The sequence below is a fragment of the Diaphorobacter ruginosibacter genome (assembly GCF_040396215.1).
In the GTDB taxonomy this organism is placed as follows: domain Bacteria; phylum Pseudomonadota; class Gammaproteobacteria; order Burkholderiales; family Burkholderiaceae_C; genus Diaphorobacter_A; species Diaphorobacter_A ruginosibacter_A.
On the sequence record NZ_JBEBOW010000099.1, the window covers coordinates 1 to 15189 of the forward strand.

Annotated in this window: 12 protein-coding genes; 6 read left to right on the forward strand and 6 right to left on the reverse strand. The window is 65.6% G+C overall.

Annotated features, from left to right (window positions below; genetic code table 11):
- Positions 1 to 91 precede the first annotated feature (91 nt).
- The 6 genes from ABWP92_RS12445 to ABWP92_RS12470 all read right to left on the reverse strand — a co-directional run bounded on the left by ABWP92_RS12445 (position 92) and on the right by ABWP92_RS12470 (position 10025).
- On the reverse strand, positions 92 to 2401 hold the full coding sequence (locus ABWP92_RS12445) for a DUF3141 domain-containing protein (RefSeq protein ID WP_353235702.1): 2310 nt from the start codon (positions 2399 to 2401) through the stop codon (positions 92 to 94).
- Between the two features lie 56 nt (positions 2402 to 2457).
- Positions 2458 to 3588 (reverse strand): ABC transporter permease, encoded by a 1131-nt coding sequence (locus tag ABWP92_RS12450; RefSeq protein ID WP_353235703.1) that lies wholly within the window; start codon positions 3586 to 3588, stop codon positions 2458 to 2460.
- Position 3589: 1 nt separating this feature from the next.
- On the reverse strand, positions 3590 to 6328 hold the full coding sequence (gene rbbA, locus ABWP92_RS12455) for a ribosome-associated ATPase/putative transporter RbbA (protein WP_353235704.1): 2739 nt from the start codon (positions 6326 to 6328) through the stop codon (positions 3590 to 3592).
- 2 nt (positions 6329 to 6330) lie between these two features.
- A complete protein-coding gene (locus ABWP92_RS12460) occupies positions 6331 to 7410 on the reverse strand; it encodes an HlyD family secretion protein (RefSeq protein ID WP_353235705.1) in 1080 nt (359 codons plus the stop codon).
- 9 nt (positions 7411 to 7419) lie between these two features.
- Entirely contained in the window at positions 7420 to 8850 is a 1431-nt protein-coding gene (locus tag ABWP92_RS12465; RefSeq protein WP_353235706.1) for an efflux transporter outer membrane subunit, read from the reverse strand.
- A 377-nt stretch (positions 8851 to 9227) separates the two neighbouring features.
- Positions 9228 to 10025, reverse strand: a complete 798-nt coding sequence (locus ABWP92_RS12470; protein ID WP_353235707.1) for an IclR family transcriptional regulator — start codon at positions 10023 to 10025, stop codon at positions 9228 to 9230.
- Positions 10026 to 10194: 169 nt separating this feature from the next.
- Between ABWP92_RS12470 and ABWP92_RS12475 the strand changes: the two genes are divergently transcribed.
- From ABWP92_RS12475 to ABWP92_RS12500, 6 genes are all read left to right on the forward strand, one after another.
- The gene (locus ABWP92_RS12475) at positions 10195 to 10980 is read left to right on the forward strand and encodes an SDR family NAD(P)-dependent oxidoreductase (protein WP_353235708.1); all 786 of its coding nucleotides are present in this window, start codon (positions 10195 to 10197) and stop codon (positions 10978 to 10980) included.
- A complete protein-coding gene (gene fahA, locus ABWP92_RS12480) occupies positions 10977 to 12305 on the forward strand; it encodes a fumarylacetoacetase (RefSeq protein WP_353235709.1) in 1329 nt (442 codons plus the stop codon). The genes ABWP92_RS12475 and fahA overlap by 4 nt, the downstream gene beginning before the upstream one ends.
- A gap of 3 nt (positions 12306 to 12308) precedes the next feature.
- Complete coding sequence (locus ABWP92_RS12485) at positions 12309 to 12635, forward strand: NIPSNAP family protein (protein ID WP_353235710.1); 327 nt, start codon at positions 12309 to 12311, stop codon at positions 12633 to 12635.
- Positions 12636 to 12675: 40 nt separating this feature from the next.
- Positions 12676 to 13227, forward strand: a complete 552-nt coding sequence (locus ABWP92_RS12490) for a VOC family protein (RefSeq protein WP_353235711.1) — start codon at positions 12676 to 12678, stop codon at positions 13225 to 13227.
- A gap of 43 nt (positions 13228 to 13270) precedes the next feature.
- Complete coding sequence (locus tag ABWP92_RS12495) at positions 13271 to 14245, forward strand: Bug family tripartite tricarboxylate transporter substrate binding protein (protein WP_353235712.1); 975 nt, start codon at positions 13271 to 13273, stop codon at positions 14243 to 14245.
- Positions 14246 to 14457: 212 nt separating this feature from the next.
- Positions 14458 to 15039: an NADPH-dependent FMN reductase gene (locus tag ABWP92_RS12500; RefSeq protein WP_353235713.1), complete on the forward strand. Its 582-nt coding sequence runs from the start codon at positions 14458 to 14460 to the stop codon at positions 15037 to 15039.
- The last annotated feature ends 150 nt before the right edge of the window (positions 15040 to 15189 follow it).

Below are 15189 nucleotides of genomic sequence, written 5' to 3' on the forward strand. Positions count from 1 at the left end.
GGTGACGCCGCATCCATTGGATGAGCAAGAGAGCGATGCGTCATCGGCAACGACTCGGTACTCGGTGCGCGGCGTGCCGTGGCGCTGCCATTCAGCGAGTCTCGCGAGGTGAGCGGGGGCGGCGTTTCGATGCGCCGGATGCAGCGGCATCGAGGGATGGGCCAGCCGGGCTTGCTTTGCGGCGCACCGTGCGGGCGGGTCCGCCGCCGCCATCAGGGCGGCGCTGCCCTGGCTCCAGTGACGCATCCTGGCCGTCCGGCACGAACAGGGCTTGAATGCGCTGCAGTCTTTCCTGTTCGAGGGGCGTCATGCCATCGCCGCAGTCGAGCACCGACAGGATCACCGACAACGCATCGCTCCGGTGGGAGGGGGATGTGGTTGCCAGCAAGGTGGGAATGGCGGCCACGGCAGCTTCTGCGTCCATGCGTATCAGGAGTGGCTGGGTTCGCACCATATGGCGCAGGGCATCGGCACCCGCCGCATCAAGCTTTCCCTTGATCAGTTGGGCGGCGCATCGGAACAGGCGGTCATCGACCTGGCCGCGGATGCTCAGAATGTAGGATAAAGCACGGACGGTGGCTTCGGCGACGCCGCCCTGATTCAGGCTCTCGCGCATGCGGGCCTGCCGCCCGGCAAGCCAGCGGCGGTGCTCGGGACTGTCCCCTGGATGAGGCCGCGCCGGCTCAGTGCTCCCTGACGATTGCCCGGCCAGGGCACGAACCACGGGCGAACCGTAGATGGCATGGAATGTCTGGGCATAGAGGCGGTCACGGACGTCGCGGTAACCGTCGAGCAGATCGATGATGGCGTTGGAGATGGCGTCCTGGGCATGCAGGAGCGGGTTCTCGGGGGAGACCGGCCTGCGATGCTCCCGCGCCTGTTCGGCGAGGGATGCGATCCAGCCTGCCCATGGGTGGCGGTCGGACCACCATTCATAGCCGACTCGGATTGGGTGCATCTTCTGCAGCCAGGTAGCGCTATGTTCCGTGGACAGAGCCCGCACCCAGGGCTGGACCGTGTTGCGATACAGGGCGAGGTTGATTTCGGAGATGCGTGCTGCCGCGGCGAAGCTCCGTTCTGCTTCAGCGTCCGGGCGCACGATCTCGCGCACCTCCTCGATGCCGCTGCGGCGGATCGTCATCAGGTGGGGATCGGTCGTGGACGCGCGCCCATCCGGATCCGGATTGCGGACGTCATCGACCACGGCACGGTAGATGCCTGCGGGCAGGTGGTCGATCAATTCGATATTGTTGGCGAGCTTGCGGTGCTCCTTGCGTCCGACGCTGCCGGAGACAAAGATGCCCAGGTGGCCGACGCTGTCATGCGTGGTGAAAACGATGGTTTGATCATGGCCCGCCACATCGTCATCGTCACGATACAGGTCGGTGATCCAGCCCAGCGCCTGGGGCGGAGGAGTGATGTTGTCGCCATAGGAGCAGAACACGACGATTGGCGAGCGGATGTTGCGCAGATCCACGCGCACGCCGTCGGAGGTTGCCAGCTCGGCGGTGGCCAGCTTGTTGCCGATGAACAGGTTATCGACGATGTACTGCATCTCCACATCGTTGAGGAAGACATAGCCACCCCAATATTTCTCGAAGCCCAGGTAGCGCACGGGCTCCGTGTCAACCTTGGCGTACAGGTTGTACTGCTTCTTCCAGAGCGTGTTGGCCGGGTCGAGGTTCTCGAAGTTCCGTACCAGCCAGGCGCCGTCGAAACGCCCGGCTCCGAGGTCGCTGGTCAGCGCGGTCAACCAACTGCCTCCGACGAGGCCACCGCCGTAGCGCATCGGGTTATCGCCGGCCCAGTAGGACACCGGCGTGCCGGCCAGGATGATCGGGCCGAAGAGTTCCGGCCAGACGGCGGCGGTCATCAGCACCTGCCAGCCGGCCTGGCAATTGCCGATGACGACGGGCTTGCCACGGCTGTCCGGGTGCAGTTCAGCGACCTTCCGAACGAAGGCAGCCTCGGCGCGCATTACGTCCTCGACGGTCTGGCCGCGTACCGGATCGGGCAGGAAACCGACGAAATAGCAGGGGTGGCCGGCCTTGATGGCCGCACCGATCTCGCTGTCAGGCTTGAAGCCGCCGATCCCGGGACCGTGCCCTGCGCGGGGATCGATCACGACGAACGGACGTTTGCCTGGATCGGGCTGCGTGTCCGCAAGCGGTGCGATGCGTGCGAGGCAGTAATTGACCGGCCGCGGCAGATCGAAGCCGGACAATACCAGCCTGGCTTCGAAGTCGAGCACGTTCGGCACCCGTTCTTGAAGGTGCTCCCGATACTGGTTGCCGCGCTGGCGGCGGACATCGGCATACAACAGCGTGCGTTGCCAGGCATCGATGGCGTATTCGCCGATCGCAGCGGTGAATTGCAGGGGAGACTTGCTATCGATGCCCATGGGAACTCCTTGAAGAGATCGGGAAGGAGGCCGTCGTCATACCCGGCAGCGGCATGTCAGGCCATCTGGCTGATGGCCTTGCGAAAACGAGCCAGCGAGAACGCGAACAGTACCGAGCCTATCACCGCCAGCGCCAGGAACTGCGGCCAGACCACGTCGAAGCCGGCGCCCCGAAACAGAATGGCTCCGCCCAGGTTGACAAAATGCGTGGTGGGCGCGGCCTGCATGATCGTCTGCACCGGCGCCGGCATGCTTTCGAATGGCGTACTGCCTCCCGAGAGCATCTGCAGCGGCAACAGCACCAGCACCACCAGCATCCCGAATTGCGGCATGTTGCGGGCGATGGTGGCCATGAAAATGCCCAGCGAGGTGGTGGAGAACAGCACCAGCGCCGAGCCGGCGAAGAACAGCCACAAAGAGCCCGCCACCGGCACGCCCAGCGCCCAGCGCACCACCAGGTTCAGTGAAAGTGCGGAAGCCGCCAGCACCACCAGGCCCATCGACCAGATCTTGGCCAGCATGATTTCGGCGGGCGTCACGGGCATGACGAGCAAGTGCTCGATGGTGCCGTGCTCGCGCTCGCGGATCAGTGCGGCGCCCGCAAGGATGATCGAGAGCATGGTGATCTGGTTGATGATCTGAGTGAGACCGCCGAACCAGCTTTTATCCAGCGTCGGGTTGAAGCGGGCACGCAACTCCAGGTCCACAGCCGGTGCGGCGCTGCCGCGATAACGCTGGACGAATTCGTTGATCTCGCCCATCACGATCTGCTGGATGTAGCCGCTGCCGGTAAAGGCCTGGGTCATGCGGGTGGCGTCGGTGTTGAGCTGGATTTCGGCCCTGCGGCCAGCCAGCACGTTGCGCTGGAAATTGGGAGGAATGATCAGTGCGAAGGTGTAGTCTCCCGCGTCCATTCCCCGATCGACCTGCGACTGGCCGATCATGATCGGCGGCGTGAACTCGGGTGGATAAAAGGCCGAGACGATGCGCTGCGAAAGCGGCGAATGGTCTTCGTCGACGATGGCGATGGGCGCATTGTTGAGCGTCTCGGGCATGGAGCTGGCCGACGAATACACCGAGAAAGTGAACACGAACAGGATCAGCACCAGCATCACGGGGTCGCGCCACAGGCTCCATAGCTCCTTGACGCCCAGACGGTAGATGTTTGATATCTTCCTGCCAAGCATGTCAGCGCTCCTGCTTTCTCAGCAATATGATGGCCAGGCCCAGAATGACGGGCACCGCCGCCAGCAGGGGCCAGAACGATGCGGACAGATCTCCGAATCCGAGCGCTTTGTTGAAGACTCCCCGGCTGATGGTGAAGATGTGGCTTGCCGGGTAGATCTCGCCGATGATCCGGCCGCTGCCCTGCAGCGAGGAAACCGGGTCGATCATGCCGCCGTACTGCATGGCCGGGATGAGCGTGCCGACCATGGCGAAGAACATCGCTGCAATCTGGCTCCTGGTCACGGCGGAGGCCAGCAATCCCATGCCGGTCGAGATGACGCAAAATAGCAGCGATGCGGCGGCCAGGGTCAGGAAACTGCCGGTCAGCGGGATGTTGAACACGGTCACCGCCAACAGCGTCATCAGCAGGAAATTGAGCATCGCCAGCCCCACGTAGGGCAGTTGCTTGCCCAGCAGGAACTCGCTGCGCGTGACCGGCGTGACATACAGGTTGATGATCGATCCCATCTCCTTTTCACGCACGACGGCCAAGGCGGTCAGCATGGCCGGCAGCATCAGCAGCAGGATCGGAATCACCGCGGGCACTATCGCCGGCAGGCTCTTGACGTCGGGGTTGTAGCGAAAGCGGTTTTCCACGGAGATGTTGCTGCTCGCCGCCGCGCCATACTGCTGGCGGGCCAGCTCGGACAACCAATGCTGGTGCATGCCCTGCAGATAACCCTGCACGGTTTCGGCGCGTTGGGGCATTGCACCGTCGAACCACGCGCCGATGGCCACCGGCTTGCCGCGCGCCACGTCGCGGGCAAAGCCTGGCGGAATCTCCAGCGCCATGGCCAGCTTGCCGCTGCGCATGCGCCGATCCAGGTCTTCATGGCTGGTGAGAGGAGGTTGCTCCAGAAAGTAGGTGGAGCCGGCGATGTCGAGCTGATAGCTGTTGGAAAGCGAGGTCTGATCGAGATCGAGCACCGCATACTTCAGGTTGTTGACGTCGGTGCCGATACCGAAACCCATCACCACCATCAAGATCAGCGAGCCGGCGAGCGCCAGCGTGGCGCGTACCGGATCGCGCTGAAGCTCCAGCGCCTCTCGCCAGGCATAGCTGAACAGCCGCTGCAGGCTGAAGCGCTTGCGGGGACGAGGGTGTTCACCGGCCTTGGCATCATGCACGGGAGGGGCCGGGCTGGCGCTGGCGGACGGCGTCTCTGCGCTGGCCTCGAGCAGGTAGCCGATGAAGGCCTCTTCCAGCGTCTTCGCACCGCGCTTTTCGACCAGCCTGGCGGGGGTGTCGCTGTCGAGCACCTTGCCCGCGTGCATCATCGACATGCGGTCGCAGCGCTCGGCTTCGTTCATGAAGTGGGTGGAGATGAAGATCGTGACCTTGTCGCGCCGCGAGAGCTCCACCAGCAGGCGCCAGAACGCATCGCGCGCCACGGGATCCACGCCCGAGGTTGGCTCGTCAAGGATCAGCAGTTCGGGCTTGTGCACCATCGCCACCGCCAGCGACAGCCGCTGGCGGATGCCCAATGGCAGCGACTCGGGCAGCTCGTCGATCGATTTTTGCAGGCCGAAGCGCTCGACCATCTCCCGGACCCGCCGTGGTATGTCCGCATCGGGTACATGGAACAGCCGCGCGTGCAGCACCAGGTTCTGGCGCACGCTCAGCTCGCCATAGAGGGAGAATGCCTGCGACATGTACCCGACGCGCCGGCGGGTATCCAGGTCATGCGGATCGATTTCGTGGCCGAACAGCCAGGCCCGGCCTTCGCTGGCCGGGAGCAGGCCGGTCAGCATTTTCATGGTGGTGGACTTGCCGCAGCCGTTGGAGCCGAGGAAGCCGAAGATTTCTCCGCGCCTGATGCGAAAACTCACGTTGTCCACGGCGACGAAATCACCGAAACGCATGGTCAGTCCCTTCGCCTCGATGGCAATGTCGTTCTCGTCGACATCCAGCGGCGGGATCACCACGGCAGCGTGTCCGCGCTTCTTCTCCTCGGGCAGCAGGGCGATGAATGCGCTTTCCAGCGACGTGCTGGCCGTGCGCTGCAGCAGCTCGGCTGGCGTGCCGGTGGCCAGTATCCGGCCATCGTCCATGGCCACCAGCCAGTCGAAGCCTTGAGCCTCGTCCATGTAGGAGGTCGCCACGATCACGCTCATGCCGGGACGATTGGAGCGGATGCTGCCGATGAGCTCCCAGAACTGCGCGCGCGCCAATGGATCGACTCCCGTGGTCGGCTCGTCCAGGATCAGCAGGTCGGGGTCGTGGATGAGCGCGCAGCACAGGCCGAGCTTTTGCTTCATGCCGCCCGAGAGCTTGCCCGCGGGGCGCGTGAGGAACCCATGCAGGCCGGTGGCCCGTGTCAACTCGTCGATGCGTCGCCGCCGCTCCTGCTCACCGTGGCCGAACAGGCGCGCGAAGAACTGCAGGTTTTCCTCGACCGACAGCGTCGGATACAGATTCTTGCCCAGGCCCTGAGGCATGTAGGCAATGCGCGGACACACCGCGGTGCGGTGGCGGCGGCTGGCCATGTCGCCGCCCAGCACCTCGATGCGCCCCTCCTGCACGGCACGCGCGCCCGAAACCAGCGACAGCAGGCTGGACTTGCCCACGCCGTCCGGGCCGATGAGCCCCGCCATGCATCCGGCGGGAAAATCCAGGTCGATGCCGGCCAGGGCCTCAACCTTGCCGTAATGCAGCCGGACGCCTTGCAGGCGCACGGACGGCGAGGTGGCGCCAGGCATGCCTACTTCCCGACATTCAGGGCCAGCGAGGCCGGCCATTGCGCGGCCGGATCGAGCTTGATCCAGGCCTCGCCGGGAACACCGGTCTTGACCTGCTCCAGATGCTCGCGCAGTAATTCGGGGGCGATCTTGGCCCGCACGCGGAACATCAGCTTCTGGCGCTCACTGGCCGTCTCCACCGTCTTGGGCGTAAATTGAGCCTGGCTCGCGACGAAGGATATCGATGCCGGAATCACGATGCCGGGCGCGGCGTCGAGCACGATGCGCGCTTCGCTGCCCAGCGCGACGCGGCCCGCAACGGTCTCGGGAACAAAGAAGGTCATGTAAACGTCCGAGACGTCGATCAGATTCAACACCCGGCCGCCGCTGCCCAATACTTCACCGGGCTGGGCGACGAGGAACTGCACGCGGCCATCGCGCGGCGACTTCAGTTCACTGTCGCGAATGTCCGCCTCGATGCGTTCGATGGTGGCTGCCGCGGCCTGCACGGAAGAGTGCGATCCGACCACCTGCGCCTTGGCGGCGGCCACGGCGGCCTGGGCCGCCGCCACCTGCGCGCGGGTCGCCGTCACGGCGGCCTCGGCGCCACGCACCCGGGCCCGGTCATCGTCCAGTTCCTGGATCGAGGCAGCCCCTTCGTTCGAGAGCGTCTGGGAACGCGCCAGGCGCCTTTTGGCGGCGTCCAGTTCGGCTTCGCGTTGGACGACCTGCGCTTTGGCGGCCGCGACATCGCTCTCGCGCAGCGATACCTGGGCTTCGGCAGCCGTCGCGGCGTGCCGTGCCTGGTCACGGCCTGCCCGCGCCTCGGCACGTTGAGCCTCCAGCGAATCCAATTGCATGCGCGCCACGGGTTGCCCGGCGGTGACGAAGTCGCCTTCTTTCACGAGCACATCCAGGAGGCGGCCGGGCAAGCGGGTGGCCACGTCCACTTCCGTCGCCTCGAGCCGCCCATTGCCACGGACGAATCCCTCACCGATGTCCTCGCGGTTGTAGTTCGACCAGGCCCACCACGCAGCCGCCGCCGCAATGGCAACAACGGCTATGGGCAGGAGCGTCTTTTTCAGAGTCGGGGTGATGTTCATGGACAAGCCTTAGCGGGAAGATGCGGGAAGGGCGGTTGACACTGCGACGCCTTCAGGATCGAGCTGCGCGCCGCCGCCGAGCGCGGCATACAGCGACACCTGGTTGGCCAACAGGGCGCTGCGGGCCTGGACCAGCTGCTGCCCGGCGGTCAGGAGTTCGCGCTGGGCATCGAGCACTTCCAGGTAAGTGGATGATCCGTTGTCGTAGCGCAGTTGCGCCAGGCGGGCCCGCTCCTGCGCGGTGACCAGCGATGCGCGCTGCAAGTCGCGCTGCTCGATCAGCCAATGTTGCGCGGACAGGGCGTCGGAGACTTCCCGGAAGGCGGTCTGGATGCTCTTCTCATATTGCGCGACGGCCATATCGCGACGGATTTCCGATACTTCCAGATGGGCCTGGCGACGGCCCCCATCGAAAATGGGCAGCGATATCACCGGAGCGAAGGTCCAGGCCCGGCTGCCGGAGGCAAACAGTCCATCAAGCGCCGCACTGGCCGTGCCCAGGCTGCCGGTCAGCGCGATGCGCGGGAAGAAGGCTGCACGCGCCGCGCCGATATCGGCGTGCGCGGCCATCAGGCGGTGCTCGGCGGCAATGATGTCGGGCCGGGTCACCAACAGTTCCGAAGGCAAGCCCGGCGCCAACTCGGCCAGCACCATGGTTTCATCAAAGGGGACCGCCTCGGGCAGGGGGCCGGGATGGGCTCCGATGAGCAGGCCCAGCGCATGGATATTCGCCGCCCGCGCCTGCTCCAGTTGCGCAAGCAAGGTTTGGGCCTGGCTCAGGAGCATTTGCACCTGCGTGAGATCCAGCTTGGATGTCGCCCCCACCTCGAAGCGGCGGCTGAAGATGCGGAACGATTCCTGCCGTGTCTCGACAGTACGCCGGGCCAGCGCCACGCGTTCGCTCACGTCCCTCACATTCAGGTAAGCGCTGGCAACCTGGGCGATCAAGGCCGTGCGCGCCGCCTGAGCGCCTGCCTGGGTGGCCAGCCATTGCTGCAGCGCCGAGTCGTTGAGGCTGCGCACCCGGCCCCATAGATCCAGCTCCCAACTGCTCACGCCGACTTCGGCCCGGTACTCTCCGCTGGTGACCGGTTTCCCCGTCAGATTCAGGTCCCCCGGCACTCTGGCGCGGGCGGCCTGCGCCGCGAGATTGAGTTGCGGAAACAGCTCGGCACGCTGGATCTGGTGCGCCGCGCGAGCTTCCTCGACCTGCAGCAGGGCTACGCGCAGATCCCGGTTGTTGTCCAGGGCCGTCTGGATCAGCTTCCTCAATACAGGGTCGGTGAAATAGTCGTTCCATGCCAGCGTGGACACGGCACGCCCTTGTGAATCTTGCGTGCTGTCAATCCATGTATCCGGCACGGATGACAACGGCCTCTCATAGGGGGGCGCCAGAGATGCGCAGCCCGAGCCGAGCACCGCGACGGCTGCGGCAACCATGGCATGCCTCCATGGTGAAGCGCGATAGTTGCGGCGCGGCGTGGCGGGTTGACAAACAGGCATATAACTCATGTAGACAGCCCTCGTGAAGCGGGGAGATCAAGCGCGTCGGGCTACGCGGGTATGACAGCCACGCCACACGAAACCTTTTTAACAATCTGTGCTTTGTCATTATGCATAGCTGATGGCCGCTGGACTGACAACCCGTCATGCTGGCGGGCAAGATGTCTTGCGGGAGCCACTCTCGCGCCACTGACGCACCGCCGGGCCACAGGACGAAAGACCTGCCCATGGATGTCCTGTTTGCACTCCCGATATTCAAACGACGCCTGGGAAACCCTGGGGCAAAGGCTGGTGGCCGCACGAACGGGCCCGATCTATTGTTTTCCCGCGACCCAGCCCAGCCGCTGGCGTGAGCGCAGGCGCGACTCCACTTCCGCGCAGGCTCCGCGCAACTGCCGGGTCATCGTCTGGATGCGCTGATTCGTCATGCGCTGCGACAGCGCGGCGACGCTCAGGGCGCCGACCGCCTGTCCCATGGCATCGCGGAATGGGTGTCCGACGGCGGTCACGCCGAAATTGATGGTGCCTTCGATCACCGCGGCGCCACGCGCGTTGGCCGCCGCGCAGGCCTCGCCGACGCTTTGCGCCGTGAGACGGCCAAAGTCGGCCAGTTGCGCCCCCACGCGGGCGATCACGTCTTCCTGCTCCTGCTGCCCGATGGCGGCCAGGATCGCCAGCCCCCCCGCGCCCACGCCAAGCGGGCGGCGGCTGCCGACTTCGAGAACCAGTGTGCGGATGGGAAACGAGCCTTCGATGCGGTGCATGCACACGGCATCGAATCCGCTGCGGATCACCAGGTACACCGTGTCCTCCGTGGCGTCGGCCAGGCTCTGCATGGCGGGATTGCACAGGTCGCGGATGTCATACATGGTCGAGCCGGCAACCCCCAGCTCGAACGCAAGAGGGCCGAGCCGGTAGCGTTTGAGTTCCGCATGCCTGTCCACAAGCCGTTCATCGCTGAGCTGCTGGAGGATGCGGTGCACCGACGGGTGCGGCAGCTCGGTGCGGGCGGCGATCTCCGTCAAGGAAAGCCCGCGTGAGCCCGCGGTGGCCAGGATCTTCAATAGTTGGACGCCGCGCTTGAGCGAGCCCGCATCGGTGGATGTCGCCATGTTCAATAGAAGGATGGAAGGACCGTGGCTCACACGGCTGCGGCCCCGGAGTGTGAGTGAATTCATCCTACAGCACTATCCTTCATCGGGAATTCCCGCGGTGCAGGTCATGTCCGTTTAATGGACAAACTCGAGACACGGCGGGTGATCCGTTCTTAAAGTTCCGTCCATGGCAGCGCAACTGCTGCGGATGGAAGAAATCGAAATGGCAATGGGACTTTTGGATGGAAAAGTGGTCTTGGTGACCGGCGGGAGCAGCGGCATCGGCGCCGCGGCGGCCCAGGCCCTGGCAGGCGAGGGCGCCACCGTCATCGTGGGTTACCACCATGGCAAGGATCGCGCGGATTCGCTGTGCGAGCGGTTGCCGGGGCAGGGACATGCGTCCGCTCACGTGCCTCTGGAGAACGAGGCCAGGCATGGCGAGCTTGCGCGGTGGATCGAGGCGGGATGGGGGCGCCTGGATGTCCTGGTCAATTCCGCTGGCTATACGCGCAAGGTCGCGCACGACGATCTGCAGACGATGACGCCCGCGCTGTTCAACGAAGTGCTGCTCGCCAACGCAGGAGGCCCTTACTCCATCACCCGCGCGCTCATGCCGCTGCTGCGCGCCAGCGGCGATGCGGTGGTGGTGAACGTATCGTCGGTCTCGGCGTTCACCGGCCTGGGCAGCAACATCGCGTATTGCGCGGCGAAGGCGGCGCTGGACACACTGACCAGGTCGCTGGCGCGCGCGTTCGGCCCGCAAGTGCGCTTTCTCGCCGTTTCGCCCGCGGCGGTCGATACCGATTTCGTGGCGGGCCGCAGCCGCGAGGAACTGATGGCCAAGGCCGCCAGCACGCCGCTGGGCCGCGCCGTCACCCCCGAAGACGTGGCGCGGGCGGTGCTGGCATGCGTCACCCACCTGCGCACGTCAACGGGCGCGCGCATCGTGATCGACGGGGGGCACACGCTGTGAACGGACTCAACCACACGCACGACCCGGCGCTTCGCAGCTGGGTGCAGTCGGCCAATGTGGACGGCTGCGACTTTCCGATCCAGAACCTGCCGCTGGGCGCATTTCGCGCGGCGGACGGCTCGCGCCAGCGCTGCGGCGTGGCCATCGGCGGGCATGTGCTGGATGTGGAACGCATCGCGGATCTGCTCGCCGACCGGGCCGCCACGGCGGCCCATGCGCTCGCGCAGCCGCAACTGAACGCGCTCATGGCGCTGGGGCCGGCAGCCAGCTCGGCGCTGCGCGGCGAGCTCTCGCGCATCCTCGCGCAGGACTGGACGGGGCCGCGCGAGCGTGTCCGGGCGGCGCTGCTGCCGATGGATGCCGTCGAGATGGCGATGCCGTTCAAGGTCAGCGGCTACACCGACTTCTTCGCATCCATCCACCATGCCACCAACGCGGGCAGCCTGTTCCGCCCCGACCAGCCGCTGCTGCCCAACTACAAGTACGTTCCCGTGGCCTACAACGGGCGCGCCAACAGCATCCGGGTGAGTGGCCAAGCCGTGATCCGCCCCCACGGGCAGCTCAAGCCCGCCGGCGTCGCCGAGGCGCCGCTGTTCGAGCCCTCGCGGCGCATGGACCATGAGGTCGAACTGGGGATCGTGATCGGCGCGCCTTCGGCCGTGGGCCATCCCGTCGCTGTGGACGATGCCTGGAGCCATGTGTTCGGCTTCTGCCTGCTCAATGACTGGTCGGCCCGCGACATCCAGGCCTGGGAATATCAGCCGCTGGGCCCGTTCCTTGGCAAGAGCTTCGCCACCAGCATCTCCGCCTGGATCGTGACGGCCGAGGCGTTGTTGCCGTACCGCACGGGCGCGGCGGCAAGGCCGCAAGGGGATCCGGCGCCGCTGCCGCATCTGCACGATCGCGGCGACCAGCTTCATGGCGGGTTGTCCATCCAGCTCGACGCGGAACTACGGACGGCGCGCATGCGCGAGCAGGGACTGGCCGCGCATCGGCTGTCGCGCTCGAACACCGCCACGCTGTACTGGACCGTGGCTCAGATGGTTGCGCACCACACCAGCAATGGCTGCGCGCTCGATTGCGCCGACATGCTTGGTTCCGGCACCGTGTCGGGGCCGGACGAGGACGCATGGGCAAGCCTGCTGGAGATCACCCGTGGCGGCGCGCGCCCGATCACGCTGGCCTCCGGTGAGCAGCGGAGCTTTCTCGAAGACGGCGACGAGATCTGTCTCAAGGGCTTTTGCGAGGCGCCGGGGCGCGCCCGCATCGGCTTTGGCGAATGCCGTGCAACACTGCTGCCGGCTTCCGGTGCGCGGGAGGGCTGAGCCATGCTGGTCGAAGAGCGCACCTATACGACCCATCCCGGCAAGTATCGCGAATACCTCGCGCTGTACGAGGCCGAGGGCCTGGAGATCCAGCGACGGATTCTCGGCCGCATGGCGGGCTACTACTACACCGACATCGGCGAGCTCAACCAGATCGTTCACCTGTGGGCCTACGAGAGCCTGGACGAACGTGCCGAGCGCCGGGAGCGGCTGCTGGCGGACCCCGGATTCAAGGCCTACGTCGCCAGGATGCTGCCGCTGCTGCAGGCCCAGAGCTCCCGCATCCTGCGTCCGGCGCCTTTCTTTCAACCGCAATGGATGGCTCCGTAGCGTCCTTTTTTTCTGCTTACTCTTTCGAAGGAAAAACATCATGCTGTGCAAGAAGCTCCATCATGCCGCCTACCGTTGCCGCGACGCCGCGGAGACCGCCAGGTTCTACACCGAGGTGCTCGGACTGAAGTTCAGCCATGCGATGGGCGAGGATCATGTGCCGTCCACCGGCAAGTACAGCCCGCACGTCCACATCTTCTTCGAGATGGAGGACGGCAGCAACATCGCCTTCTTCGAGTGCCCGCAGGACGAGGGCGAGCCCTCGGGCCGCGACCCCCGCACGCCCGGCTGGGTGCAGCACTTCGCCTTCGAGGTCGAGAGCCTGGAGGCGCTGATGCAGGCCAAGCAGGACCTGGAGGCCAGGGGCCTGTCGGTGGTGGGGCCGACGAACCATGATGATTTCATCACCTCCATCTACTTTTTCGACCCCTCCGGCCACCGGCTGGAACTGACGGTGCGCACCTGCCGCGATCCCGTGCGCCTGCAGGGCTTCGTCAACGAAGCGCCTGAAGTACTGGCCTTGTGGAATCAGACGCATGACTGGTCGCAACGGGAGAAGGTGTTTGGCGCGAAGTCCGGCTATGCGCGCTGAGCCATTCACAAAACGATTCGGTAACAAGATTCAGGAGACAACGGTGGAACAGATTTCCCGCAGGCAGTTGCTGCTTGCCATGACGGCCGCCACGGCCTCGGTTGCGAGCCTGGGGGTCCATGCCCAGGCAAGGTATCCCAGCCGGCCGGTACAACTGATCCATGGCTTCGGCGCCGGAGGCAATGCGGACGTCGTCGCCCGCCTGGTCGGGCAGAAACTGCAGGACCTGCTGGGCCAGCCGGTCGTGGTGGACATCAAGAGCGGCGCGGGCGGCGCCATCGCCAGCGGCTTCGTCGCAAAGTCGGCGCCCGATGGGTACAACCTGGTCATGCTGACGGGCGCGCACACCGTGTCGGCCGCGCTGCGCAAGAACCTGGGCTACGACGCCGTGAAGGACTTCGCCTTCATCTCGACCGTGTCCTCGTTCCCGTTCGTCATCGCGGTCCGCGCGGAACATCCCGCGAAGTCGCTCGCGCAACTGATCGAGATGTCCAGGCAGCGCGAGGTGAGCTTCACCTCTGTCGGCGTCGGCTCCACCCAGCACATGGTGGGCGAGCTGCTGGGCGCGAGCAGCGCGGGGCAATTCCTGCACGTTCCCTATCGCGGCGGCGGCGCGCCGGTGCAGGCCGTGATCGGCGGAGAGGTCGACCTGCTTTGCGACACGCTGACCGTCGCAGTTCCCCACATCCAGTCCGGACGGCTACGGGCGCTGGCGGTGACCAGCGCCGAGCCCTGGCCGACGCTCCCGGGCGTGCCGCCCGCCGCAGCCAGCCTGCCCGGATTCGAGGTGCGCTCATGGCTGGGCATCGCGGCGTCGGCGGGAACGCCCGATGCCATCGTGCAGCGGCTCAACGGCGACGTCCGCACGGTGCTGGGCCGGGCGGACGTCCAGAAGTCGTTGGCGGGTATGGGCAGCATCGCGTCGCCCAGTTCGTCCGAGGCCATGAAGGAGATGGTGCAAAAGGAGATCGCGCGATGGAAGGACGTCATCGCCAGGCGAGGCATCCAGGTCGAATAGCCGCCGAGCGGCAAACAGCAGGGAAAATTTTCCATGAACCGGATTCATTGCGTCGCGGCTGCGCTCTGGCCCAGGCCTTTGGCGGTGACTTCATTGAAGCGCTCGGTGGGAGCGCCCGAGGATTTCGCCTCACGCATCGCCGCGCACACCCACGGAAAGCTTCGCCGCTGGCGGGAGGCGGTGGTCCGTTCCGGGGCGAAAGTGGAGTAGGGATGGAAACAAGCACCAGGAAGCTGGACATCGTCGGCATCTGCGGCAGCCTGCGGGCCGGATCGCTCAATGCCATGGCGCTTCGCCTGGCGGGCGAATCCATGCCGCCGGACATGCGGCTGGAGGTGATCGATTGGAGCCAGGTGCCCGCATTCAACGCCGACGTGCTCGAGCGCGCGGGCCCTCCAGCGGAGGTCCGGCGGATCCGCGAGCGCATCGCCCGCTGCGACGGCGTGGTGATCGCAACGCCCGAGTACAACTTCTCCCTGCCGGGGATGCTCAAGAACCTGATCGACTGGCTCTCCCGCGGAGCCGACCAGCCTTTTGCACGCAAGCCGCTGGCCATTCTGTCGGCGGCCACCGGCCCCTTGGGGGGCGCCAGGGTGCAATATGACCTGCGCCGGGTGCTTCTCTTCGTGGATGCGACGGTGCTCATCAAGCCAGAGGTGTTCATTGGCCATGCGCAGTCCAAGTTCGATGGGCAGGGGCGATGCACGGATGACGCCACGCGGCAATTCGTGACGGCCCAGATGCTCTCGCTCGAGCGCTTGATCCTGCAGGGCAGGCTGCTGGAGCAGGGCTGAACAACCAGCCAGGGGCATGCAATCCAAGGCAAGGCGAGTCCCTGGAGTTTCACGCTGGACACTCTTCGGGCACGGAGCGAGCTATGGCCGACCATGGTGGATGAACGCATGACAACCTCTCACTCAAGACCTCTGCCCTGAGAACGTGTT